We start from the raw sequence: 24,032 nt of genomic DNA, 5'->3' as shown, positions 1-24,032 counted from the left end.
CTCCCGTTCGGCCTGCACCGCTGCCGGCCGCGCCGGGCCTTGTCAGGCGGGCACGTTCACCCGCTGCCGTTCGGCCTCCGCGAGGCGCGTCGAGCGTGTCCGTGTGCCGAAGGCGGCCAGGGTGACCGCGCCGAGCAGCCAGGTGCCGGCGATGAAGTAGAAGACGCTCCGGTAGCCGTGGCCGTTGTAGAGCGCGGCGACGATCAGGGGGCCGGCGGCGTTCGAGAGGCGGCCGAGGCCGTAAGAGACGCTGGTGCCCAGGGAGCGGCTGCGGGTGTCGAAGAGTTCGGGGGAGTAGGCGTAGGCGAGGGCGGTGTAGCCGCGTTCGAAGAGGTTCACCAGGAAGCCGAACACGACGATGAGGGCCGGGTTGAAGGTGAGACCGTACAGCAGGCCGCAGACCGCGATCACCGTGCCGAAGGCGACCAGGCACCACTTGCGCTCGAACCGGTCGGTGACCAGGGAGGCCAGGTAGCAGCCGAGGGGCGCGCCGACGGTGGTCAGGGCCACGTAGAAGACGGACTTCTCGACGCTGAAGCCCTCCTTGGCCAGCAGGGTGGGTGCCCAGCTGGAGTAGCCGAAGAAGCCGATGGTCTGCGTCATCCACAGCACGGTGAGCAGCAGCGTCGGGAGCAGGTACTTCCGCTGGAGGAGCAGCCGCAGCGGTGCCTTCGCCGACGGCTTCTCGCGCACCGGGGCGGCAGGCTCGGGCAGGGGGCCCTTCTCGGCGGCGACGCGCGCCTCGATCTCCCGCAGGATCGCGTCCGCCGCGGCGTGGTCCCCCCTGCTCTCCAGCCAGCGCGGTGACTCCTTGAGGTGCCGGGTGAACAGGACGAGGAGGATGCCCAGGGAGCCCCACAGGTAGACGAGCCGCCACGACCAGTCGTTGAGCGGGACGACGGCGCTGGCGATGAGGTTGGTGACGGGGGTGCCGCAGATGCCGATGGCGATGGCGTACGCCTGGTACTTGCCGCGGGTCGCCGACGGGTACATCTCGTTGACGTAGACGACTCCCACGACGGTCATCGCCGACAGGCCGGCCGAGGTCAGGACGCGGAAGACGCCCAGGGAGACCAGATCCCAGGAGAACACCGCGGCGAACGAGGACAGGCCGAAGAAGAGGGTCGTCCACAGCAGGGCCCGTTTGCGGCCCCATCGGTCGGCGAGCGATCCGGCGACGATCGCGCCGACGAACATGCCGACGAACGAGAGCGAGGTGACGTAGGCGATCTGATCGACCGTCACACCCCAGAGCTTGATCAGTTTCGGTGCGGTGGTGGCGAAGCTGTTGATGTCGGCGAACTCGAAGAAGTACGCGAAGGCGACGGCGAGCAGGGTGACCTTGTGGAAGCGGGAGACGGGAAGCCGGTCCAGCCGGTTCAGCGCGTTGGCGTGTTGCATGAGCGGCCCTTGTCGAAGTCGGGTGTCTGGAAGGGGAGTTGGGAAGTCAGCTGTGCTCGCCGGGCCAGTACAGGCGCATCGGGTTGGCGACGAGGAGCTTGTGACGCTGTTCGTCGGTGACGGCGACCTGCTGGACGTGGTCGACGAGGAGGCCGTCGTCCGGCATGTGGTCGGTCAGGTTGGGGTGCGGCCAGTCGGTGCCCCACAGCACCCGGTCGGGGAACTCAGCGACGACGCGGCGGGCGAAGGGGACGACGTCGGTGTAGGCGTGGCGTTCGCCGTCGAGGGCGGGCGGACCGGTGACGCTGAGGCGCTCGGGGCAGGTCACCTTCACCCACACGTCGTTGTGCTCGACGAAACGCAGGAACCGGGAGAACTCCGGCCCCTCCACCGGCCGGGTCACATCCGGGCGGCCCATGTGGTCGATCACCAGCGGCACGGGCAACGACCCGAAGAAGTCCTCCAGTTGGGGCAGGTCGGCGCTCTCGAAGTAGAGGACGACGTGCCAGCCCAGCGGGGCCACCTTCTTGGCGATCGTCTGGAGGTCGTCCTCGGGTGGGGCGTCGACCAGGCGGCGGACGAAGTTGAAGCGGACCCCGCGCACGCCTGCCGCGTCCAGTGCGAGCAGTTCGCTCTCGTCGATGTCGGGGCGTACGGTCGCGATGCCGCGTGCCCGGCCGCCCGACGCGCGGACGGCGTCGACCATGGCGCTGTTGTCCGCGCCGTGGCAGGTGGCCTGCACGACGACGTTGCGGCTGACGCCCAAGCGGTCGCGGAGCGCGAAGAGTTGGTCCTTGCCGCCGTCGCAGGGTGTGTACTTGCGCTCGGGCGCGAAGGGGAACTCGGCCTGGGGGCCGAAGACATGGCAGTGGGTGTCGACCGTTCCCGGAGGCAGCCGGAAGGCAGGTTCGGACGGATTCGCGTACCAGTCGAGCCAGCCGGGGGACTTGGGGGCCAGGGCGTTCATGCGGGTCACCGCCCCTGACGCTTCAGCAGCGCGTCGAGGCGGGGATACACGGCGCGGGCGTTGTGCTCCTGGACCGCCGACAGGTCGTCCGCGGGCAGCTTGGCGGCTTCCGCGTAACGGCGGGTGTCGTCGAAGTGGTGGCCGGTGCACGGGTCGACGTCCCGCACCGCGCCGATCATCTCCGAGGCGAAGAGGATGTTGCGGGCCGGGATGACGTCGTAGAGGAGGTCGGAGCCGGGCTGGTGGTACACGCAGGTGTCGAAGTAGACGTTGCCCAGGACGTGTTGTTCGAGCGGGGGCTTCCCGAGCGCCATCGCGAGGCCGCGGAAACGGCCCCAGTGGTACGGCACCGCCCCGCCGCCGTGCGGGATCACCAGGCGCAGGGTCGGGAAGTCCGTGAACAGGTCGCCCTGGACGAGTTGCATGAACGCCGTGGTGTCGGCGTTGAGATAGTGCGCGCCGGTGGTGTGGAAGGCCGGGTTGACGCTCGTGCTGACGTGGATCATCGCCGGGACGTCGTACTCCACCATCTTCTCGTAGAGCGGGTACCACGAGCGGTCGGTGAGCGGCGGGGCCGTCCAGTGGCCGCCCGAGGGGTCGGGGTTGAGGTTGACCGCGACGGCTCCCCACTCCTCGACGCACCGCGTGAGTTCGGGTACGCAGGTGGCCGGATCGACACCGGGCGACTGCGGGAGCATCGCGGCGGGCGCGAAGCGTTCCGGATACAACTGGCTGACCCGGAAGCAGAGTTCGTTGCAGATCGCCGCCCAGGCGGCGGAGGTCTCGAAGCCCCCCACGTGATGGGCCATGAACGAGGCGCGCGGCGAGAAGACCGTCAGGTCGATGCCGCGCTCGTCCATCAGCCGCAGCTGGTTCGGCTCGATGGTCTCGCGCAGCTCGTCGTCGCTGATGCGCAGGTCCGCGCGGCCGGGGGCGGCCGACGGATCGGCGAGGGAGGCGATCTGCTGTGCCCGCCATGCCTCCAGGGCCGGCGGGGCGGTGGTGTAGTGACCGTGACAGTCGATGATCATGACGGTGTCCTTCTCGGGCTGCTGGGTGCCGTGCAGCCTGGCCGGGCCCCGCACCTGCGGACGAGAGGACCGAACGCAGAACTAACCTCCCCTTAACACTTCGGCGAATGCCTGGTCGGTGTGGTCTACATTCGGTTGCGGGAGATCGCCGGAGTGGCCGAAAGGAGGTGGACGGAGTGGAGATCCTGCTCGCCGAGGACGACGACGGAGTGGCCGCCGCGCTCGTGGAGGTCCTCTACGACCACGGTCACGTCACCCGGCGCGTCCGGTACGGCCGGGACGTCATGACCTACCACCGCAGCTCCGACCTGCTCCTTCTCGACCTGGGCCTGCCCGACACCGACGGCCTGGACGTGCTGCGCGCTCTGCGCACGGTCAGTGACATGTCGGTCGTGGTGCTCACCGCCCGCGGCGACGAGCGCTCGGTCGTCCGCGGACTGCGGCTCGGAGCCGACGACTACCTGGTCAAGCCGGTACGCCTCGCCGAACTGCTGGCGCGGATCGACGCCGTCACCCGGCGGACCGCCGCGCGGGACGGCTCCGCCGTACGGACGGTCCGTGCCGGTGACGTCGAGGTCGATCTCGACGCGCGCCGCGTCCGGGTCGCCGGTGCCGAGGTCGAGCTGACCACCAAGGAGTTCGACGTCCTCGCCGTGCTCGCGGCACGGGCGGGCACCGCCGTCAGCCGTGAACAGCTCCTGGACGAGGTGTGGGGCGACGCCTACCACGCCGTGTCCCGGTCCCTCGACGTCCACCTCACCCAACTGCGCTCCAAGCTCGCCCGCCCCGAGCTGGTCACCACGATCCGGGGCTTCGGCTACCGCTTCGGGGACCTCGGGAACTGAGGAGCCGACGCGTGCGCACCCGGGTCCAGGCCGCGCTGCTGCTGTTCGTCGTGATCGCGGTGGCCGCGTTCGCCGTACCGTTGCTGCTGTTCACCGCGTCCGACCGCACCCAGCAGCTCGTCCTCGCCCGCAGCGCGGACCTCGACCGCTTCGCGTCCCTCATGGACCAGGCGGCGCAGACCGGCGACACCTCGGCCGTCGCCGCCGAGGCGCGTCGCTACACCCAGCTGTACGGCGAACCGCTCGTCGTCACCGACACCCGACGCAGACCGATCGCGCAGACCGGCGGAATGCGGGCCGCGGACCCCGCCGTCGGCCGGTTGCTCGACGCGGCGCTGCGCAACCAGACCGCGCATCCCGCAGGTGCGCTGCGCCCGTGGTCGAAGGGGCATCGGATGTTCGCGGAGCCCGCGGGCACCGGGACCCGGGTCTCCGGCGCCGTCGTGCTCCGGGCCTCGGTCGACACGGCGGCGGAGGACATCACCCGGCGCTGGGCCGCCGTCCTCGCGGGCACCGCCCTGGTCGCCGTCGCGTGCACGGTGCTCGCGCGGGCCGCGACGCGATGGGTGGTCAGCCCGCTGCGCCGCCTGGACCGCGCTGTCGGACAGCTCGCCGCGGGTCTCCCGCCGGAACAGACCAGGGCCGGCGGCCCGCCGGAACTGCGCCAGCTCGCGACCGGCTTCAACCGCATGGCGCATACGGTCACGGCGGCCCTGGAACAGCAGCGCCGGCTCGTCGCCGACACCTCCCACCAGATGCGCAACCCCATGGCCGCGCTCCGGCTCCGCGTCGACGCCCTGCACCGCCACCTGCCCGGGTCCGCCGACCGCACCTACACGGGCGTGACCACCGAACTCGACCGCCTGGAGACCCTGCTCGACGACATGCTGACCCTCGCCACCGCGGAACACCGCGCCGGAGAACTCGCCGTGACCGGCGACGCCGACGCCCACTGCGACGCCACGGCGGTCGCGACCGCGCAGTACCGGCTGTGGGAGCCGGTCGCCCACCGCGCCGGCACCCGCCTCGCACTCCACACCGACCCGACCCCGGTCACGGCCGCCTGCACGGACCGCGAACTCGCCCAGATCATGGACATCCTCCTGGACAACGCCATCAAGTACGCGGGCCCCGACGCCGAGATCTCCCTGCGCTGCACCGCCGAAGGAGCACACGCGGTCCTCACGGTGACGGACGACGGCCCCGGCCTGACCGCGGAGGAACTCGCCCAGGCCACCACGAGATTCTGGCGCTCGGGCCGGCAACGGCAGGACGGGACGGCCGGTACGGGCCTGGGGCTGGCCATCGTCGAACAGCTGCTGGCGGGCCGGGGCGGACGGCTGGAGCTGGAGCCCGCGCGACCCCGAGGACTGCGGGCCGCCGCCCTGCTGCCGCGTGCCGTGACCGCCCGTGGCGACGGCGGTGCGCGATGACCCGACCCGTCGGCCGCCGCACCCTGCTCCACGCCGCCCTCGGCGCGACGACCGCCGCCGTCCTCGGAGGCGCGCTCACGGGCGACGCCTCCAGGCAGCGGCCCGGACTCAGCGGCGTCCTGCGCTTCGCGACCGGAGAACCCACGGCCTTCTACGAGGCGTTCGGCCGCCTCCTCGCCGCCGAACTCACCGCCGCGTACCCGCGCCTGAGCTGCCGCGTCCGCACCACTCCGGGCAGCCTCACCAACATCGAACTGCTCCGCGACCGCCGTGCCGACCTCGCCCTCGTCCTCACCGACACCGCGCGGGCGGCCCAGGGCACCGCCCTGTTCCCGCAGCCCGTTCCCCTGCGCGCGATCGGCAGGCTCTACGAGACCTACCTCCAGTTCGTCGTCCGCGCCGACTCACGCGTGCGTACCGTGACCGACCTGGCCGGACACACCGTGTCCCTCGGCGCGGTCGGATCGGGCGCGGCCGTACTGGGCGAACAGATCCTGCACGCCGCGGGCCTGTCGCCGGGCACCGAGGTCGCCGTACGCCATCTCCCGCTGGCCGACGCGGCGGACGCCCTCCGGGCGGGCTCGGTCGAGGCGCTGCTCGTGGCGGGCGGCGTACCGCTGCCGGTCCTGTCCGCACTCGACGACCGGTTCGGCCTGCGGTTCCTGCCGCTGGCCGGCCTGCTGCCCCGGCTCGGCGGACAGGGCGGCCGGGCGGGCTCCGGCCTGGAAGAGGTGTCCCTGCCGCAGGGCGCGTACCGGGCGGCGGGCGGTGTCGCCACCATCGGCGTGTCCAACCTGCTGGTGTGCCGCCCCGAGCTGCCCCGCGGCGTGGCCGAGGCGCTCACCCGCCTGCTGGTCCAGCGCGCGACCGACCTCGTTCCCGGCAACGCCGTCGGCACCCAGTTCCTCGACGTCCGCAGCCTCATCGGCACCGGTGCCGTCCCCCTGCACCCAGGAGCGATCACGGCGTACCGCACGCTGCACGGCTGAGCCGGGGGCGATCTCGTCGGTGTACCGCGGTACCAGTGACCAGCGGTGATCGTGGCCTCCGGGTCCACGGGCAGCGCCGTAGCCGCTCCTAGCCTCGAAGCGGTGACCTGGTCGAAGGCCGGGCCCGACGGAAGCGGGGAGCACCACCGTGATCGACGTTCATGAGACGACCGTCGACGCGCTGGTCGAACATTCGGCGGACAAGGACGTGCGGGTGGCCACGGGCGAGCCCGCGCCGCTGCGGTCGCTGCTGGCTGCCCCCGGTGTCACGGCCACCTCGACGGGCGCCGAACGGCTCATGGTCCCCGGCCTGGACATCCGCTCGATCGGACAGGTCGCAGCCGAGCACCGGGTGCCGCTGTACGAACTGGTCACCGAATCGGTGTCCCTGGAGGAGGCGTTCATGAACCTGGCCCACGACGCCGTCGACTACCACAGCAACGACGCGGGGAGGGTCGGCGCGTCCGGTGTACAGGGTGACGGGTCGGCGGGTCGTCCGTTCGGAATGGTCCCAGTTCCGGTCGCTGCGCTCCAGTTGGATCACGCTGGGAGTGGCCGTCCTGTTCCTGGTGGCCATCGGTGCGGTCGCCGCGGCCCTCTACAGTCCGAACGGCCCGCCGGGCGGCAAGAACGCGGCTTCCGGTAGTCGGCAGGCCATGCACTCGCTGGCATCGTTCAAATGCGCAAAAAGAGCAGACTCTTGGAGATCATCTCGACAGACTTGATCTTCAGATGCCATCTCAAATGGCTCGGCAGAGTGGGCCGTGGTGACGTGTCCGTACGACCGCTCTCGCTTGGAGCTGGAGCCTTCCGGTGTACGCCGTCCGGCCGCCCCCGTGGCCGAGAGCGAACCGAGCGGTGGAGAGGGCCGTCGCCGGGTGGAGACACCCTGGTCACCGAGCTGACCAAGACCTAACGCACGGCCAGTCGATGCTCCGGGTCACCACTGATTTCGTGTACGGGTGGTCAGTTGGCGGTCAGCATGGAGTCGTCCTGGGGGCGGGCGCCTGGCAGTTGGTGGCGGGCGGCGACGAGGGCGGCATCGACGTCCTTGGTGCCCGTGGACACACAGAGGGTGTAGGCGACGTCGTCCATCCGCCGCCGGGCCGCGGGGTTCCCGTGTTCGGCGTGCAGCGCTCGCAGGGTCTCGTACTGCTCGACCAGGTCCTTCAGCACCGCGGGGTGGGCCGTCAGCACCAGGGGTGTCCTTTCACGTGAACCGTCGATTCGCGAGCCGAATACCCCCGGTCCGCGCGTGCATGCGGTGGATTTCGGCGGGTGAGCGCAGTGGGCTGGTCGCTGGTCCGTGTTCTCTTCCGGCCCACCCCTCGGTCGTGTGCAGTCGACGCTGATAGTGGCAGCGGGCCGGGCGGCCGCCCAGCGTGTCGAGCTGCGTCGCGACATGCGTGACCACATCCGTGGACTGCTGGGCCCGGTCGGCCGTCGGCTCCGGGCTGCCGGAGCACGGAGCGCCGGAGGATGCTCTGTTGCCAAGGGGCTAGTGCTCGATGTGATAGCGGCTCTGGGAGATGACGGATTGGCGGAGTTTGGTGGTGAAGCCTGGTGTGCGTGCAATGCGGTCGACACCGCCGGCTTTGCTTTGGCGCAGAGAGCTCTTGAAGTTCTGTTCCAGCGTGCCCGTCATACGGGTCATGAGGTCGTCGCTGAGATGGGCGAGATCGATGTTGAGCAAGTCCCGGGCGGTGGGCTGCCTCAGCCGAGTGAGTGTGTGGGCCGACATGGCTGCAAGGGGGTAGAGCCAGTTCTCCAGGGTTTCTCCGAGGAGCGGGCGGTCCTCGGCGTACTGGGTGAGGAAGGTTCGTAGACGGGCGTGGACGTCCAGGCAGAGGCGGTAGATGTCCAGGTCATGGCGGGAGGAGAAGATCTGTGAGTAGTGGTCGTCGTCCAGCAGCAGTGCTTCCGAGTGCGCCAGGGCGGTATGCGGATCTCGCTGGACGAAGGCCGTGAACTCCCGGGCCAGACGGGTCATGCTGATGACCCGGTCGAGAGGGAAGCCGAGGTTGCGGTAGTAGCTGGCACGCCGTTCGTAGTAGTAGCCACCGGAGTGTCCCAGGCTCTCCTCGATGTCCTTCTGGATGGCTTCGGTGGCTCGCAGGGCACCCGCCGGCAACTGTGTCTGGCTGTTCGTGGCCCGGATGATCCGGTCGCGGGCAGTGCCTGACTCGGGCGCCACTACGATCTTGACCAGGAGGGAGCGGTCGCGGTGCTGGCCGCCGCTCTGGACGTAGCTGTAGATCTCATGGCTCGTCTGGAGCCCATTGACGATCTGAGGCTCCTTGACGACGATCCTTTTGCCTGCGATCTGGGCGGCGTCCGCGACCACGGTGACGCCGTTGTTGAACCACCAGAAGTCCTCGCCCGTACCGGACTTGAGGGTCTGGCCGATGGCGTTGTTCACCGCGGTCGACCCGGCGTAGTCGCGTACGTTCGATTCGAACAGCTCCAGACGCAGTGCTTCGTTGTCCGAGGTGATGAATCGGTAGTACTCGTCCAGGCGGGCCAGACACACGTAGCCTTCACCGAGCGACGTGCTCATCGGGGTTTCGGTGAATACCAACTGCGCGACCGCCTTGGCACCTCGGGCGGTACGTTCGCGTAGATCAGCGGCGTTGAGATACTCCAGATCTGCCTTGGTGTCTGAAGTGATCTTCGCGAGTTCCCGCCGCAGCCGGTCCCCCTTGGCCTTCACGTTGGGATGCGGCGTCTCGGCGGCTTTGTTGGCGTAGATCACCTTGATGCGGACCTGCGGGAACGACGATGCCAGTTCTTCGAGAATGTGCAGGAAGCGTCGTGTGCGGTCCAGGAGTTTGGCGTTCGTGTGGGCGACCAGGCCTTCTTCGTCCCGGCTCATGTCCAACAGCGTCGGCAGATGGAAGTGCAGTTTCTCGATCACGGACTCTTGGTAGCCCGTCGACGCCTTGGCCTGCAGAATCACCAACTCGATCTTGCTTGCGCGCGACGGCATGAACTGATGAGCGTCAGCGGTGACGTAGCGCTCGTCCACGAAGGTCCAGATGCCGTCGATGCCGCAGTCGTGGGCCCCGTCCACGATGCCGTCCAGGATTTCGTCGTTGTCGAGGTCCCAGTCCTGCAGGGCTTTGTCGGCAGCGAAGAACGTGAAGAAGTCGTCCCTGTTCTTGTCCGGCGCCAGCTTCCGATGCTGGTCCTCCAGGATGCGGTCGAGTAACCGTTGATCGTTGTTCTGCACGGACGTCATACAGCATCAGCCCCCACCAAAGCGTCCAACGCGGACACCGATGTTGGCAGGCTGATGCGACCGTGAACAGCCAACGGACCAAGGAGAGTTGGAAAGAACCATGCCCCCGTCCTCGCCGACGCACCGTTCGCCCGCCCCATCTGGCGGTACGACGTCGATGGCGACGGACGCGCCCCGTCTCGTCATCCCGTGTCACATCTCCGCGCTCGCCGGTGTCTTCATGTCGAACCGTCGATCAGGTACAGGTACAAGGAGAGCGCCGTGACGCATCGCATACCGAAGGCCGAGCTTCCCGTCGACGTGCGTGAGGGGATGATCCAGCAGCTGGGGGCCGTGGCCGAGCCCGTCGAGGTGCTGTGGAACCATCCCGAACTCGCCGTCGCCAACCAGGAGTTCGCCGCGAGGATGAGTACGTGGGACAGGGTGGACGCGGGCCTGAAGACGTTCGCGCACATGGCTGTCGCGGCGCAGGTCGGGTGCAGTTGGTGCCTGGACGTGAACTACTTCCTCGCGCTGAACCAGAAGCTGGACGTGGACAAGGCGGGCCAGGTGCCGCGCTGGCGGCAGGCCGAGGTGTTCACGCCGTTGGAGCGGGACGTACTGGAGTACGCGGAGGCCATGACGAACACACCGCCGACCGTCACCGACGACCTGTCGAAGCGCCTGCTGGACCGGCTCGGCCCCGCCGCGCTCGTCGAACTCACCGTGTACATCGGCTTCGCCAACATGGCCGCGCGGTGCAACACCGCGCACGGCATCACCTCGCAGGGCTTCTCCGACGCCTGCGGGATCCCGCAGGCCCCGCGCACGGGGACGGCGTCGGCGTGACCCAGGACCCCTTCGTCGCCCACCGCAGCCTGCTGTTCACCGTCGCCTACGAGATGCTCGGTTCGGCCGCCGAGGCCGAGGACGTGGTGCAGGAGTCCTGGCTGCGCTGGGCCGACGTCGACCGGGCACGGGTCCGGGACCCGCGGTCGTACCTCATCCGGCTCGTCACCAGGCAGACGCTCAACCGGCTGCGTACCGTGTCGCGCCGGCGTGAGGAGTACGTCGGCGAGTGGCTGCCGGAGCCGCTGCTCACCACCCCCGATGTCGCCGAGGACGTCGAGCTCGCGGAGAGCGTGTCGATCGCGATGCTCACCGTGCTGGAGACCCTCGGGCCCACCGAGCGGGCGGTGTTCGTGCTCCGCGAGGTCTTCGAGCTGTCGTACGGCGAGATCGCCGAGGCCGTCGGGAAGTCCGCGGCGACGGTGCGGCAGGTGGCCCGGCGAGCGCGGGAGCATGTGGCAGCCCGGCGGCCCCGGGTCAGGGTGTCCCGCGCGGAGCAGGCGGTCGTGGTGGAGCGGTTCCTGACAGCTCTGCGGACCGGTCGGGTGCAGGAGCTGATGGAGGTGATGGCTCCGGACGTGGTGCTGGTGACCGACGGCGGAGGGATCGTGCCGGCCGCGCTCGCGCCGATCCACGGTGTCGAGGCGGTCGCGCCGGTCCTCGCTCGCGCGCACCGGGTGGTGGCCGCGTTCGACACCCTGCCGGTGTGGCTCAACGGTGAGCCCGCGGGCCGGATCGAGATGGACGGCGAGCCGTCCGCGATCAGTGTCGTGGTGGAGGACGGCCGGGTCACCCGGATCCACGTGGTGCGCAATCCGCTGAAGCTGACACAACTCGACGAGCCCACCGAACTCGCCAGGTGAATCCGCATCTCCTCCTAACTGCCCTCTGGACATGGTGAGTTGAGGCCTTCGGCAACTACGATCGTCCCGTCTGTACGCATCCTGTGCGAAGCCGGAAACAGAAGCGGAGAGCGGGGAACCGTCCCCCGGCCCTCCGCATCGGTAGGGGCATGGGGCCGGCCGCACGGCAGGCCGTAGAGGGGGCGACGTCGTGGCGTATGCCAGAGCACTGCGGGTCGGCGGCGTGGTGGCGGCCTGCGGGGGCCTGCTGCTGGGGTGCACGGGAGGTGGCGGTGGTTCCGGGGCGCCGCCGAAGGCGTCGTCCGACGCGTCGCCGAGCGGCAGCTCCACCGCCTCCAGCAGTGCGCGGGCCACCGCCTCGGCGACCCCCTGGACCGATCCGGCCCGGGAGCCGAAGACCACCGCGCAGGCTCAGGCACTGATCCAACGGGTCATCTCCGGGCCGGAGTTGTTCGGGACGGGGGTGCGCAGGGCCACGCCGTACGAGAGCGATCCGGGGCAGTGGGCGGTGCTGGGGGACGACTGTGTGTGGCGGCTGGAGCCGTTACCGGAGGACGCGCTCGCCACGCTGACTCGGCACTTCGAGGTGCCCGCGGCCGGTGGGAAGGGGGCCGTGCGGCTGTCGGCCACGGTCACCGTGCACCGCGCGGCGCTGGACGCGTCCTGGGAACAGGCCCGGATGCTGGAGGAGGACCTCGACTGCACGGGGCAGACCCTACGAGAGGGCGAACGGCTGACGGGGTTGCAGTCGCTGTCGTTCGCTCGGGGCGAGGGCGGCAACACCAGTGGGGACGATCTGCTGCTGGAGACCGGGCAGTGTGTCAGCGACACGCGCGGAGGCCCGTATCCGTACTGGTGGCAGCAGGCCGTGCTGGGTTCCGTGGTGGCCGGGACGTCGGTGTGCGGCGGGAAGGGCCGCAGTGAGGAGGAGCTGAACTCCCTTGTGGCGGAGGTGCTTCCGCGGATGCTGCTGCGGGTGCAGCAGGACATCGGCGCCTCCGCCGGCTCCACGTCGGACACGAAGGACGGTGGGTCGTGATGGAGGGGCTGCTGACATCGGATCCGTCCCGGCTCGGCGGATACAGGCTGCTCGGGCGTCTGGGCGCGGGGGGCATGGGTGTGGTGTACCTGGCGCGCGGTGGTGCCGGGGAGCTGGCCGCGGTGAAGGTGATCCAGCCCGAGTTCGCCGAACAGGCGGAGTTCCGGGCCCGGTTCCGTCGTGAGGCGGACTCCGCGCGCGGGGTGGACAGTCCGTGGGTGGTGCCGGTGCTGGGCGCGGACACGGAGGGACGGGCGCCGTGGCTGGCGACCGCGTTCGTCCCCGGGCCGTCGCTGGCCGAGGCGCTGGCGGAGTGCGGGCCGCTGCCGGCACGGGTGGTGCGGGTGCTGGGCAAGGTGCTGGCGCGGGCCCTGGACGCCGTGCACGAAGCGGGACTGGTCCATCGGGACGTCAAGCCGGGCAACGTGCTGCTCGCGCTCGACGGGCCCCGGCTGATCGACTTCGGTATCGCCCGGCCCACGGCGTCCGAGGAGACGGAACTGACCTCGGACAGCATGGTGGTGGGCACGCCCGGATTCCTCTCCCCGGAGCAGGCGCGTGCGCAACCCGTGGGTCCGGCGAGTGACGTGTTCGCGCTCGGCTGTGTGCTGGCGTACACGGCGACCGGGCGGCTGCCGTTCGGCAGCGGCACCGCGGACGCGCTGCTGTACCGGACCGTGCACGACACACCGGATCTGGACGGTGTGGAGGACGCCGAGCTGCGGGCCCTGTTGGAGCGCTGTCTCGCCAAGGAACCCGGGCAACGGCCCCAAGTCGGCGAGATCGATGCGGAGTTGGTGGAGGACGCGCCGGCCGGTTCGATCGACTGGCTACCGGATCCGGTGATCCGGATGGTCGCCGAGCGGTCGGCCCGGATGCTGGCGCTGCCGGGCATCGAGCCGACCGAGGTCTCCGGCGAGCCCGAGGCGTCGGGACCGGGCCGGCGCAGGGTGCTGGCCCTGGCGGGCGGTGCGGCCCTGCTCGCGGCCGGCGGCGGAACGGCACTGTGGGCGGTGCTGCGGGACAACGACCAGAAGAAGCACACGAGTTCGGCCATCGGACGGGAGTGGGTCATCGGAGTGCAGGCCGATCTGAGCGGCCCGCTGAAAGCCGCCGGGACCGCGCAGGAGAGGGCGGCCCGGCTGGCCGTGGAGCAGTTCAACGCACGGAAGGACAAGCCGTTCCCTCTCACCCTGCGGGTACTGGACGACCGGGGTGAGCCGGCCCGCGCGCAGACCGTGGCACGCCAACTGACCGCCGACCGCGATGTGTTCGCCGTGCTCGGGCCCACCGGCTACGCCTCGGCGCAGAGCGCGGTGGAGGTGTACGAGAGCGCCGGACTGCCCTTGGTGACCGTGTCCGAACTCTCGGTCTCCGCCGTCCAGTCGGCGCTCCTGGCCAAGCCGAAGAGCTACTTCCGGGCCGCTCCGCTGGTCGCGTACTCCGCGTTCGCCACCGTGACCGCGCTGGCCGCACAGGGGTCCCGGCGTCCGGGGCTGCTGGTGGACCGGGCGGGCGGGATCACCGGCATGGAGTCCGTCAACGTCGTCCACAGCGCGACCCGCGCGAGTGGTGAGGCCCTGTATGCCCGGGTCGTGCCCGCTCTCGCGCCCGACGTGTCGACCGTCGTCGCCGACATGCTCGCGCACGGCGTCGACGGCTTCTACTACACGGGCACCCCCGAGCGCGCCGCCCCGCTCTCCCGCGCCCTGGCAGCACGGAAATTCACCGGTCCGCGCTTCCTGGACGTCACGTCGGCCATGCCCGCGTTCATCGCGGCGGCGGGCGCCGCGAGCGAGGGCTGGCAGGTCCTGGCTCCGTACATCGACCCGTCGGCCGCAGCCGTACGACCGTTCGCCACCGCCTACCGCAAGCGCTACCGCGGCGCGCCGGGTGTCTGGGCCGCCGAGGCCTACGACGTCACGCGCCTGATCGCCGACCGCCTCACGGCCCTCGCCGGGAGCGCGAAGCGGCGCCCCACCCGCGCCCAGGTCTCCGCCGCACTCGCGAAGGCGAGGTTCAAGGGGCTGGTCACCACGTACGCGTTCGACGCCGATCACCAGTTCGTCACCACCCGGGTCCAGCACTACCGGATCCGCAACGGCCGCTTCGTCTACGTCGGCCCGGTCGAACTGTCCGCCTGACGAGCCGAGGAAGCCGTACCCGAGCAGCGACGGGAGCCGCGGGATGCAGGCATTGCGGGCCGAGGACCCGGAGCACCTCGGCGGACACCGGCTGCTCGCGCGGCTCGGCGCGGGCGGCATGGGTGTGGTGTACCTGGCCCGGACCGGCGAGGGAACTCCGGTCGCGCTGAAGGTGATCCGCGCCGAGTACGCGGCCGATCCCGCCTTCCGTGCCCGGTTCCGGCGGGAGGTGCGGCTGGCCACCGGACTCACCGGGCGTTGGGTGGTCGCCGTGACGGCCGCCGACACCGAGGCGCGTGAACCGTGGCTCGCCACGGCGTTCGTCCCGGGCCCGTCCCTGGCGGAGGCGGTGGACGGACTCGGACGGTTTCCCTCGGCCGCGGTGTGCGCGCTCGGTGCCCGACTCGCCGAGGCCCTGGACGAGTTGCACGCGGTGGACCTGGTGCACCGGGACGTCAAACCGGGGAACATCCTGCTCGTCCCCGACGGGCCCCGGCTCATCGATTTCGGCATCGCCAAGGGCGCCGGAGCGACCGCGCTCACGGCCCCCGACGCGATCGTGGGCACCCCCGGCTATCTCTCCCCCGAGCAGGCCAGGACCCGAGGCGGCGCGATCGGCCCGGCGAGCGACCTGTTCTCCCTCGGCTGTGTCCTGGCGTACGCGGCCACCGGACGGCGCCCGTTCGGCACCGGCGAGGCACCCGCGGTCCTCTACCGCACCGTCCACGAAGCTCCCGACCTCACCGGACTCGGCCAACTCCCGCCGCCCCTGCGCGCGGTGATCGACGGCTGCCTCAACAAGGACCCCGCGCGGCGGCCGACGGCCGCCGAGGTCCGCGCCGCGCTCACGGACGACCGGCACAGAGGCGGCTCCCTTCCGCCCGCGCCCGACTGGCTGCCGCCCGTCGTCCTACGGCTCGTCGCCGAACGCTCGGCCCGCGCCCTCGACCCGCCACCGCGCACGGCGGGCCCGGAACCGCTCGACACGCCCACCGCGCAAGGCATGTCACGCCGCCGCATCCTCTCGGTCGGCGGTTCGGCAGCCGCCGTGCTCGCCGCGTCCGGCACCGGCGCGGCCGTCCTGCTCACCCGGGGGCGCACGGCGTCGAGCGGCTCGCAAGGCACCCTGCCCACGCGCACCCTGGCCCTTCACGCGGATCTGACGGGTGCTCAGAAAGCCCTGGGTCAGGGGCAGGAGCGCGGAGCACGTCTCGCGGTGGCCGCCCACAACGCCCGGGCCGACATCGGCTACCGCCTCGCCCTCGCCTCGTACGACGACGGTGGCGACGCGGCACGGGCGCGGGACATCGCCCGCCGCGTCGTCAGCGCGCGGTCGGTCAGCGCGGTCATCGGCCCCAGCACGACGGCCTGCGCGCGTGCCGCCGCCCCGCTCTACGCGGCGGCGTCCCTGCCCGTGGTCCTGGTCTCGGCCGACGACGACGCGGCCGGGCTGTCCACCGCGAGCCTGCGCACCCTCTGCGTGACCCGGGCCTCCGGCAGTTCACGGACCCTGCCGGTTCTCTTCTATCTGACCAGGTCGCGCTCCAGCAGTCGTACGGCGGTCATCCAGGACCGGGCGGCGGGCGAGACGGCCGTGGACATCGCCCGCAACCTGGTCGCGACCCCGCCGAGCGGCGGCACCGTCACGGTGCACCAAGTCGGTTCCGGCGAGGCCGACTTCGGTCCGGTCGTCGCCCAGGCACTGGCCGCCCGCCCGCAAGCGGTCGTCTACGGCGGCACGTCACCGCGCCGGGCGGCGGCCTGCGCCCGCGCTCTGGCCGAGGCGCGGTTCGCGGGGGCCGTGACCGGCTTCGAGCCGGTGATGCGCGCCGAGTTCCTCACGGCGGCGGGGCGGGCCGCCGAGGGCTGGGTCCTCGAAGCCCCGTACACGCAGGCGCAGTCGGAGCACACCGCTGCCGCCCGGGCGTTCACGGCTGCCTACCGGACGCGGTACGGAGCGGTGCCCGGCCCCTGGTCCGCCGAGGCGTACGACGCGGTCGGTCTGATCGCCCGAGCCATCGACGCACTCGGGACGACCGGCACGATCGAGCCGGCCCAGGTCGCCGAACGCCTCTTCCACACCTCGTACACCGGGGTGGCCAAGCCGATCCGCTTCGAGGCGGGCGCCACCCATGCCATGGACCCGGCGAACACCGCGTTCCTGTACCAGGTCAAGGAGGGCGCGTTCCGGTTCCTGGGCCGCTACGACCAGGTGGACTGAGGACTCGCCCGGCGCCGTGGCAGGCGTCGGGAACACGAGGGCGTGTCCGGCGGGTCGGCCCGCCGGACACGCCCGTCAGGCGCCGAGGCGGGCGCGCAGTCCCGGCTGGAGCAGGTCGCCGTGGGCGGTGACCATGTCGTCGCACAGGCGCCAGATGTCCTCGACGGGAAGGGCCGCGGCGGTGGCCGGGTCGGTCATCGCCGCGTGCCTGATGTGCCGCGGCTCGTCCTCGACGGCCGCCCGTACCACCAGGTCGTTCGCGCTCAGGTAGGTGCGGTTGAGTGCCGCGAGCTGCGGCGGGAGGGCGCCGACGCGGGTGGGCTGGACGCCCAGCGAGTCCACCAGGCACGGCACTTCGACCACGCCGTGCGCGGGGAGGTTGTCGATCAGACCGCGGTTGGGGACGTTGCCGTAGATCGTACGCGGGGTGCCGGTGACCATGCTGTGGATGATCTGCGGCGCGTACTCCATCGTGCCCTCGACGGTGATCGGGGCGCCCGCGGCCAGCGCGTCACGGGTCCTCTCGTACTCGGCCGTGTTCTCGTCGACGATCTTGAGGTACTCGCCGACGGGCAGCCGCAGCCGCTCGATCTCGCTCGTGTGGTGCAGGTACCAGGGGACGTACTCGGAGGAGTGCTCGCTCGTCTCGGTCGGGTAGTGGCCGAGCCTGCGGTACATGTCGACGCGGACCCGGCGGCGCAACTGCTCGTCCCCGGCGATCAGTTCGTCGAGCCTCGGGTAGAGGTCCCGCCCCTCGTGCTCGAAGCGCAGGACCCATGCCTGGTGGTTGACGCCGGCCGCGTGGTAACTGACCTCCTCGTAGGGCACCTTGACCAGGTCGGCGAGGTCGCGCATCGTCCAGTAGACGGAGTGGCACAGTCCCACCACCCGGGTCAGACCGGTGGCCTCGGTGAGGTACTGGACGTTCATGGCCATGGGGTTGGTGTAGTTGAGCAGCCACGCCTGCGGGCACATCTCGGCGATGTCGCGGCCCAGTTCCCTGAGGAAGGGGAAGGTCCGCAGGGCGCGGAAGATGCCGCCGATGCCGAGGGTGTCGCCGATGGTCTGGCGCAGGCCGTAGCGGGCCGGTATCTCGAAGTCGGTGCGGGTGGCGTCCACCATGCCGATCTGCACGATGTTGATGACGAAGTCGGCGTCCGCCAGGGCCTCGCGGCGGTCGGCGTGGGCGGTGACCGTGGGGGCCTTGCCGAGCGTGTCGGCGATGCGGAGGGCGGCGGCGTGCGCGGTGGCCAGGCGTTCGGCGTCGATGTCGTGGAGCGCGATGTGCGCGGACCCCAGTTCGTCGAAGGCGAGGAGATCCGCGAGCAGACCCTGGGTGAAGACGACGCTGCCGGCGCCGACGAAGACGATCTTTGGGGTGGTCATACGGGGGTTTCCTCGGTCTCGGTGAGGCGGGTGAGTGCTTCGTCCCAGGTGGGCTGGGCGGTGGTGCCGCCGGGCGCGCGGGTGGACAGGGCGCCGCAGACGGCGGCGAGGCGCAGAGTGTCGGACAGGGGCATGCCGTTCAGGAGTCCGGCGATGAAACCGGCGTCGAAGCTGTCGCCCGCGCCGACGGCGTCGACCGGCTCGACACGTATGCCCCGGGTGGTGAGGAGGCGTTCGCCGTCGTGGCACAGGGCGCCGTCGGCGCCGTTCTTGACGACGGTGACCGGTCCCCGGGCGGCGAGCCGGGCGGCGGCCTCGGCCGGGTCCGTGACCTCGGCCGGGCTCAAGGCGCCTGCGGCGGCGGTGAGTCGGCGGGCCTCGGCGGCGTTGGGCAGCAGGTAGTCGGTGTGGGCCAGGATGGCGGCGAGACCGGCTCCTTCCCAGCGGCCCGACGGATCGTCGTTGGTGTCGACGGAGGTGGTGGCGCCGTGCCGGCGTGCCGTGCGCAGGAGGTCGGGGAGCGCGGTGGCGAGGTGCGGCATCAGGAAGTAGGAGGCGGAGTGGACATGGCGGGCGGCGGCCGGCAGGGCGGGCGGCACGTCGTCGGCGGTGGTGGCGGCCAGGGTGCCGGGCGCGGTGAGGATGGCCCGGTCGTCGCCGCGGGTGAGGACGACGGTCAGCGGAGTGGACCGGTGGGGGTCCAGCGTCAGCGCCTCGGTGTCGACACCGAGGGCGTCGAGACGGTCGCGCATGTACCGGCCGGCGTCGTCGTCGCCCACCCGGCCGGCGAACGCGACCCGCAGGCCGAGCCGTGCGGCACCGCAGGCGACGATCGCGCCGGAACCCCCGACCGTGAGGGTGCCCGAGGGCACGAGTTGTTCGCGCTGGCCGAAGGCGAGCGGGGTGTCGAGGGGGCCGATGACGACGTCCGGGTTGGCGTCGCCGATGACGAGCAGGTCGAAGGCGTGCGGCATTGCGGAGGTTCCTGCCTGAGTGGTGTGCGGCGGGGAGGCCGGAGCTCAGCCCTTGAGCCCGGTGGAGGTGACGGACTGGATGAACGCCTTCTGCGCGACGAGGAAGGCGATCAGGACGGGCAGCACGGTGATGACGTTCCCGGCCATCACGGCGGCCCATTGCGTGTGGTGCTGCCCCTGGAAGGTCGTCAGGCCCAGCTGGAGCGTGTACTGGGTGTCGTGGTTGATGGCGATCAGGGGCCAGGTGAGGTCGTTCCAGGTGCTGAGGAAGGTGAGGACGGCCACCGTGCTGAGGGCGGGCCGGGACAGCGGGAGCACGATCCGCCACAGGACGCGCAGCCGCGAACAGCCGTCGATCCACGCCGCCTCCTCCAGTTCGCGGGGCAGCGAGAGGAAGAACTGACGGAGCAGGAACACCGAGAACGGGGTGACCAGCGACGGCACGATCAGCGCGCCGAGGGTGTCGATGAGGCCGAACTGCTTCATCACCAGGAAGGTGGGGATCATCGTCAGCTGGAACGGGATCGCCATCGTCGCCAGCATCAGGCCCAGCAGCAGCCGGGAGCCCGCGAACCGCATCCGGGCGAAGGCGTAGCCGCCGAGGGTGCCGAAGACCAGGTTGGCGGTGACGGTGACCAGGCTGACGATGAAGGAGTTGGCGAACCAGCGCGGGAACATGGCGTTGCCCAGCACGTAGCGGTAGCCGCCCAGATCGAGGTGGGAGGGCCACAGCGCGGGCGGGAAGCGGTTGATCTCGGCGTTGCTCATCACCGAGCTGAGGACCAGCCAGATCAGCGGCACCGCGAAGAGCAGGGCGGACGGGGCGAGCAGCAGGTGCCACGGGCTGAACGGCAGCCGGGTGCGGCGGCGCCGCGCGTCGGGGCGGGCGGTGGGCGACGTCGGGTACGCGGTCTCGGGTGGTGCGGAGAGGGCGGTCATGCGGAGGCTCCCTGGAGGCGGCGGCGGGCGACCTGGAAGATCAGGCCGATCACGCCCAGGGCGACGGCCAGGACGTAGGCGGAGGCGGCTCCGTAACCGGCGGTGGCGTTCTTGAAGGCCTGTTCCCAGATGAAGTAGACGATCACCGTGGTGGATCCGAGCGGGCCGCCCTTGGTGGTGACGTAGACGAGGTCGAAGGTCTGGAGGGACTGGATGGTCTGCCACAGCAGCAGGAACACCGTCACGGGCCGCAGCGCGGGAAGGGTGACGTGACGCAGCACGCGGCGGTGGTCGGCGCCGTCCAGGCGGGCCGCCTCGATCAGCGAGACGGGCACGTCCTGGAGCGCGGCGAGATAGATGACCAGACAGAATCCGGTGCCGCTCCACAGACTGACGGCGACCAGCACGGGCAGTGCCTGGGAGGGGTCGGTGAGGAAGCCCTGCGAGGGGATGCCGAAGTGGTGGAGCACGGCGTTGGCCGCGCCGAACTCGGGGTCCAGGATGAAGGAGAACAACACGCCCTGCGCGGTCGCGGACACCACGAACGGGACGAAGAACAGGGTGCGGTACAGGCCCACGAAACGGATGCGCCGGTTGAGGGCGAGCGCGAGGGCGAGGCCGATCACCATGGACGCCGGCACGTACAGCGCGGTGTACAGCAGGGTGTTGCGCAGGGCCTGGCTGAAGTGCGGGTCCTGGGCCAGGGCGCGGTAGTTGTCCAGGCCGACCCAGCGGCTGGGGGTGACCAGGTCGTCGGCCTGGAAGGACAGCAGCAGCGACCAGATGATCGGTACGACGCTCAGCCCGAGGATGATGAGGACGGCGGGCGAGACGAACGACCAGGCCATGGTGGCCTCGCCGGCGCGTCTGCGGCGCAGGGCACGGCGGTTGTCCGGGGGCCGGGACAGGGTGATCGGGGTGGGCAGTCGCGACATGTCGGGGCTCCTCAACGCGGGATGAGCAGTGCGGCGTTGGCGTCGTCGGCGCAGGCGCGCATGGCCTGCGCGGGACTGCTCCGGCCGAGCAGTACGGCGACGACGGCCTGTCCGAGGGCCTGTGAGATCTGCGGGTAGGCGGCGTGGACGGGGCGCACGCGGGCGGAGTCGAGGGCTTTGGTGAACACGTCCAGGCCTTCGGTGGTGCGCTCCTTGTGCTGCCAGTCGGGCAGGTCGCGCGTGGCGTGGCTGAGCGGCAGGCTGCCCGCGCGGATGTCCCAGCGCACGTCCTGGGCGGGCTGCATGAGCCAGCTGAGGAAGGTCTTGGCGGCGTTCCCGCGTGCTTCGCCGTTGTCGAAGACGGTCCAGGTGTCGGGTCCGCTGATGGTCATCGGACGGCCGGTGAAGGTGGGCAGCGGGACGACGTGGTAGTCGACCTTCGCCTGCTGGATGTCGGGGAGCTGCCAGGGACCCGTGACGGCCATGCCCATGCGGTTGGACAGGAAGACCTGGTACATCTGCTCGCTGCCGGGCTTCGGGTCGACGTAGACGCTCTTGTCGCGGGCCAGTTGGGCCACGACCTCCAGGGCCCGGGTGCCGGTGTCGCCGAAGCCGATGTGCTTGCCGTCGGACGCGACGACGTCGCCGCCGAGGTCCCAGATCATGGGCCACAGCCGCCAGACGGTGTCCTCGTCCCCGACACCGGGCCAGCCGGTGCCGAAGCGTCCGCCGCGGGTGTCGGTGAGCGCCTTGGCGGTGGCGACGAAGTCGTCCCACCGCCAGCCCGCCTCGGGCAGCGGCAGCCCGGCCTCCCGGAAGAGCTTCTTGTTGCAGACGACGGCGAGGGAGTCCAGTACGGCGGGGGCGGCGCGCACCCGGCCGTTGACGGTGACCGCCTTGCGGGCCGGCAGCCAGTAGCTGGTCCAGGAGGTGGGAGAGCTGCCGACCATGTCGGTGAGGTCGACGGCCTGGGGGCTGCGGGCGACGCTGGCCAGGTCGGAGCCGAAGATGTAGGCGATGTCGGGGTAGGAACCGGCGGCGAGGGCGGCCGTCACCTTCTGGAGCATCGCGTCGGCGAGGACGCCGCCGCCGAGCCGGACGTGGATGTGGGGATGGCTGCTCGTGAAGGAGGCGACCAGGGACTCCAGGGCCTTCTTGCCGGTGTCGGTCTGGCCGTGCCACATCTCGATCGTGACGGTGCCGTCGGCGGCGACGCCGTCGTCGCGGCCCGCCGCGCATCCGGTGACCGTCGTGCCCGCGGCCACCGCCGCGGCCAGTCCGGCGCCGGCGCGCAGTACGTCGCGGCGGGCGGGCCGCGCGCTGCGGGGGACCGCTTGCATGGATACCTCCGGTGAGAGCTGTGGGACGGGCGATGCGTGCAGAGGGGGAAGACCGGCGTGGGCCGCTGCGGCCGTGTTCCGGGCGGGGGAGCGGCCTGTCGCTCGCCGGGCCCGGCGGAGTGGTTCAGTTCCGGGGCGGGGAAGGCGGTCGTAAGGCCGTCGGTCTCGTGGGCGCCGGAGCGTCGGCGGTGCCCGGCCGGCCGCGGCGGGGCACGCGGGTTCGGTTCATGGCCGCGCTCCAGAGCGTGGTGGGCACGTCCCCGCCTCGGATGCCCGGGGGCTCCTGGCGACTCAGTCCGGGCTTCTGGCGCGTGGTCAGCTACCGGCTGGGCGTACCTCTGCCGCCGCGTCCTGCGTATGCGGCGTTGGCCAGGATTTAAACGACGGTCACCGGCACCTGTCAAGAGTCCTGCTGCTCGAAAATGCGTGAAACTCCTTGGAAACATGCATCTTTGAGCACTACGGGAGAGGTGCTGCGGAGAAGGGCTCCGACAGGGGATCCGGGCCTCGTGAAGCGGTCCGTGGCGGCTCGCGCGCGCCGCCACGGACCCGGGGGAATTCCTGGAGGGCCTGGTCAGCAGGTCTTGCGGACGTACCCGCTGCTGCCCGCGGGGGAGACGTCGACGTCACGCTGGACGATGCTCAGCGTGCTGCCCCACGACCGGCACGCCTTCGTACGGCCGGAGTCGGTGTACTCGATCACGATGACGTTGGAGCCGAAGGCGCTGGTGTAGTCGCCGCACTCGCCGTACGTGCCGCACTCCTCCGCCACGGCGAAGTCTAGACCGTTGGCGGTGCGGTTCGCGGCCAGCTCGGAGGTGTTCTTCTGGGCGATGGCCAGACCGTCGGCGTGGGCGCGGGCGGACAGCAGCTTGATGAACGCCTGCGCGTTGTTCGCGGTCAGCCGGTTCCCCGAGCGTGTGTAGCTGTCGTAGTTGTCCGGTTCGACGGCCTGGAAGCCCTTGGTGTGGCAGCTGTCGATCAGGGCCCCGATCTTGTCGGCGATCCGCTTGCGCTTGGCGTCGGTGCCGACGTCGAGGAGCGCCTCGCCCCAGTCCTCGTCGTAGACGACCTTGCCCGCGGAGTCGCGCAGCAGCAGGTCGGAGGCCCAGTCGCCCTCGGCGCCCGGCTGGGCCTGGAAGGCGTTCACGTAGCAGATGTTGTACAGCCCGGCCGCCGGGGAGGCGTCGTGGTCGCGGGTGACGACCTTGACTCCGGACGGCGGGGTGTAGGCGCCTCCGATCTGGTAGTCGAAGCCGACGTGGGTGGGGGGCAGGGTCACGGCCGCGGCCTGCGACGAGTTCGCCTGCACGAGCAGCGCGCCGGCGAGTGCGGCGACGCCGACGGCCGCGCCGACGACCTTCCGCGGAGTGGTGTTCATCAGGTGGCTCATGTATCGAGCTCCATGGGAAGAGGGCACGTCCCCGCCTCGGACGCGTGGGGCGTCCTGGCGACTCGG

General features: G+C 71.0%; 20 protein-coding genes. 9 read left to right on the top strand and 11 right to left on the bottom strand.

From position 1 onward, the window contains the following. Positions 1 to 42 precede the first annotated feature (42 nt). The 3 genes from ACIPTO_RS16545 to ACIPTO_RS16535 are packed head-to-tail and all read right to left on the bottom strand — an operon-like array spanning position 43 to position 3,399. On the bottom strand, positions 43 to 1,401 hold the full coding sequence (locus tag ACIPTO_RS16545; protein WP_366318183.1) for an MFS transporter: 1,359 nt from the start codon (positions 1,399 to 1,401) through the stop codon (positions 43 to 45). 46 nt (positions 1,402 to 1,447) lie between these two features. Further along, on the bottom strand, positions 1,448 to 2,368 hold the full coding sequence (locus ACIPTO_RS16540; protein ID WP_401193627.1) for an amidohydrolase family protein: 921 nt from the start codon (positions 2,366 to 2,368) through the stop codon (positions 1,448 to 1,450). 5 nt (positions 2,369 to 2,373) lie between these two features. Next, the gene (locus ACIPTO_RS16535) at positions 2,374 to 3,399 is read right to left on the bottom strand and encodes an amidohydrolase family protein (RefSeq protein ID WP_401192491.1); all 1,026 of its coding nucleotides are present in this window, start codon (positions 3,397 to 3,399) and stop codon (positions 2,374 to 2,376) included. Positions 3,400 to 3,575: 176 nt separating this feature from the next. Between ACIPTO_RS16535 and ACIPTO_RS16530 the strand changes: the two genes are divergently transcribed. The 4 genes from ACIPTO_RS16530 (at position 3,576) to ACIPTO_RS16515 (ending at position 7,312) form a co-directional block, all read left to right on the top strand. Beyond that, complete coding sequence (locus ACIPTO_RS16530) at positions 3,576 to 4,244, top strand: response regulator transcription factor (protein ID WP_366318335.1); 669 nt, start codon at positions 3,576 to 3,578, stop codon at positions 4,242 to 4,244. Between the two features lie 11 nt (positions 4,245 to 4,255). Next, positions 4,256 to 5,677: an ATP-binding protein gene (locus ACIPTO_RS16525; RefSeq protein WP_401192489.1), complete on the top strand. Its 1,422-nt coding sequence runs from the start codon at positions 4,256 to 4,258 to the stop codon at positions 5,675 to 5,677. After that, positions 5,674 to 6,666: a TAXI family TRAP transporter solute-binding subunit gene (locus ACIPTO_RS16520; RefSeq protein WP_401192486.1), complete on the top strand. Its 993-nt coding sequence runs from the start codon at positions 5,674 to 5,676 to the stop codon at positions 6,664 to 6,666. The genes ACIPTO_RS16525 and ACIPTO_RS16520 overlap by 4 nt, the downstream gene beginning before the upstream one ends. 148 nt (positions 6,667 to 6,814) lie before the next feature. Continuing rightward, on the top strand, positions 6,815 to 7,312 hold the full coding sequence (locus ACIPTO_RS16515) for a hypothetical protein (RefSeq protein ID WP_401192483.1): 498 nt from the start codon (positions 6,815 to 6,817) through the stop codon (positions 7,310 to 7,312). Between the two features lie 320 nt (positions 7,313 to 7,632). Here ACIPTO_RS16515 and ACIPTO_RS16510 read toward each other — a convergent pair whose 3' ends face one another. Together ACIPTO_RS16510 and ACIPTO_RS16505 are read right to left on the bottom strand one after the other, a co-directional pair. Then, positions 7,633 to 7,863, bottom strand: coding sequence for a DUF5133 domain-containing protein (locus ACIPTO_RS16510; RefSeq protein WP_401192481.1), 231 nt, complete (start codon positions 7,861 to 7,863; stop codon positions 7,633 to 7,635). 301 nt (positions 7,864 to 8,164) lie between these two features. Continuing rightward, positions 8,165 to 9,904, bottom strand: a complete 1,740-nt coding sequence (locus ACIPTO_RS16505; protein ID WP_401192479.1) for an AIPR family protein — start codon at positions 9,902 to 9,904, stop codon at positions 8,165 to 8,167. A gap of 261 nt (positions 9,905 to 10,165) precedes the next feature. Here ACIPTO_RS16505 and ACIPTO_RS16500 point away from each other — a divergent pair, with 261 nt between their 5' ends. The 5 genes from ACIPTO_RS16500 to ACIPTO_RS16480 all read left to right on the top strand — a co-directional run bounded on the left by ACIPTO_RS16500 (position 10,166) and on the right by ACIPTO_RS16480 (position 16,999). After that, entirely contained in the window at positions 10,166 to 10,732 is a 567-nt protein-coding gene (locus tag ACIPTO_RS16500; RefSeq protein WP_401192477.1) for a carboxymuconolactone decarboxylase family protein, read from the top strand. Then, on the top strand, positions 10,729 to 11,595 hold the full coding sequence (locus tag ACIPTO_RS16495) for an RNA polymerase sigma-70 factor (protein ID WP_401192475.1): 867 nt from the start codon (positions 10,729 to 10,731) through the stop codon (positions 11,593 to 11,595). Before ACIPTO_RS16500 ends, ACIPTO_RS16495 begins: the two co-directional genes overlap by 4 nt. A gap of 190 nt (positions 11,596 to 11,785) precedes the next feature. Next, positions 11,786 to 12,634 (top strand): hypothetical protein, encoded by an 849-nt coding sequence (locus ACIPTO_RS16490; RefSeq protein ID WP_401192472.1) that lies wholly within the window; start codon positions 11,786 to 11,788, stop codon positions 12,632 to 12,634. Further along, positions 12,634 to 14,778 carry a bifunctional serine/threonine-protein kinase/ABC transporter substrate-binding protein gene (locus tag ACIPTO_RS16485; RefSeq protein WP_401193624.1) on the top strand — a complete coding sequence of 715 codons (2,145 nt, stop codon included), beginning with the start codon at positions 12,634 to 12,636 and terminating at the stop codon, positions 14,776 to 14,778. Before ACIPTO_RS16490 ends, ACIPTO_RS16485 begins: the two co-directional genes overlap by 1 nt. 43 nt (positions 14,779 to 14,821) lie before the next feature. Continuing rightward, positions 14,822 to 16,999 (top strand): bifunctional serine/threonine-protein kinase/ABC transporter substrate-binding protein, encoded by a 2,178-nt coding sequence (locus tag ACIPTO_RS16480; protein WP_401192470.1) that lies wholly within the window; start codon positions 14,822 to 14,824, stop codon positions 16,997 to 16,999. Between the two features lie 75 nt (positions 17,000 to 17,074). Here the strand turns inward: ACIPTO_RS16480 and ACIPTO_RS16475 are convergent, their stop codons facing one another. From ACIPTO_RS16475 to ACIPTO_RS16450, 6 genes are all read right to left on the bottom strand, one after another. Further along, a complete protein-coding gene (locus ACIPTO_RS16475; RefSeq protein ID WP_401192468.1) occupies positions 17,075 to 18,385 on the bottom strand; it encodes an alpha-glucosidase/alpha-galactosidase in 1,311 nt (436 codons plus the stop codon). After that, positions 18,382 to 19,359: a carbohydrate kinase family protein gene (locus ACIPTO_RS16470; protein WP_401192466.1), complete on the bottom strand. Its 978-nt coding sequence runs from the start codon at positions 19,357 to 19,359 to the stop codon at positions 18,382 to 18,384. Before ACIPTO_RS16470 ends, ACIPTO_RS16475 begins: the two co-directional genes overlap by 4 nt. Before the next feature lie 45 nt (positions 19,360 to 19,404). Continuing rightward, positions 19,405 to 20,298 (bottom strand): carbohydrate ABC transporter permease, encoded by an 894-nt coding sequence (locus tag ACIPTO_RS16465; RefSeq protein WP_401192464.1) that lies wholly within the window; start codon positions 20,296 to 20,298, stop codon positions 19,405 to 19,407. Continuing rightward, positions 20,295 to 21,233: a sugar ABC transporter permease gene (locus ACIPTO_RS16460; protein ID WP_366318205.1), complete on the bottom strand. Its 939-nt coding sequence runs from the start codon at positions 21,231 to 21,233 to the stop codon at positions 20,295 to 20,297. The genes ACIPTO_RS16465 and ACIPTO_RS16460 overlap by 4 nt, the downstream gene beginning before the upstream one ends. A gap of 11 nt (positions 21,234 to 21,244) precedes the next feature. Further along, positions 21,245 to 22,573 carry an ABC transporter substrate-binding protein gene (locus ACIPTO_RS16455; RefSeq protein WP_401192461.1) on the bottom strand — a complete coding sequence of 443 codons (1,329 nt, stop codon included), beginning with the start codon at positions 22,571 to 22,573 and terminating at the stop codon, positions 21,245 to 21,247. A 574-nt stretch (positions 22,574 to 23,147) separates the two neighbouring features. Further along, entirely contained in the window at positions 23,148 to 23,966 is an 819-nt protein-coding gene (locus ACIPTO_RS16450) for an endo alpha-1,4 polygalactosaminidase (protein ID WP_401192459.1), read from the bottom strand. Positions 23,967 to 24,032: the final 66 nt, after the last annotated feature.

The organism is Streptomyces sp. NPDC090083, from assembly GCF_044747445.1.
In the GTDB taxonomy this organism is placed as follows: domain Bacteria; phylum Actinomycetota; class Actinomycetes; order Streptomycetales; family Streptomycetaceae; genus Streptomyces.
Note: the sequence above shows the minus strand (reverse complement) of the source record. Positions and strands in the feature narration are given on the sequence as shown.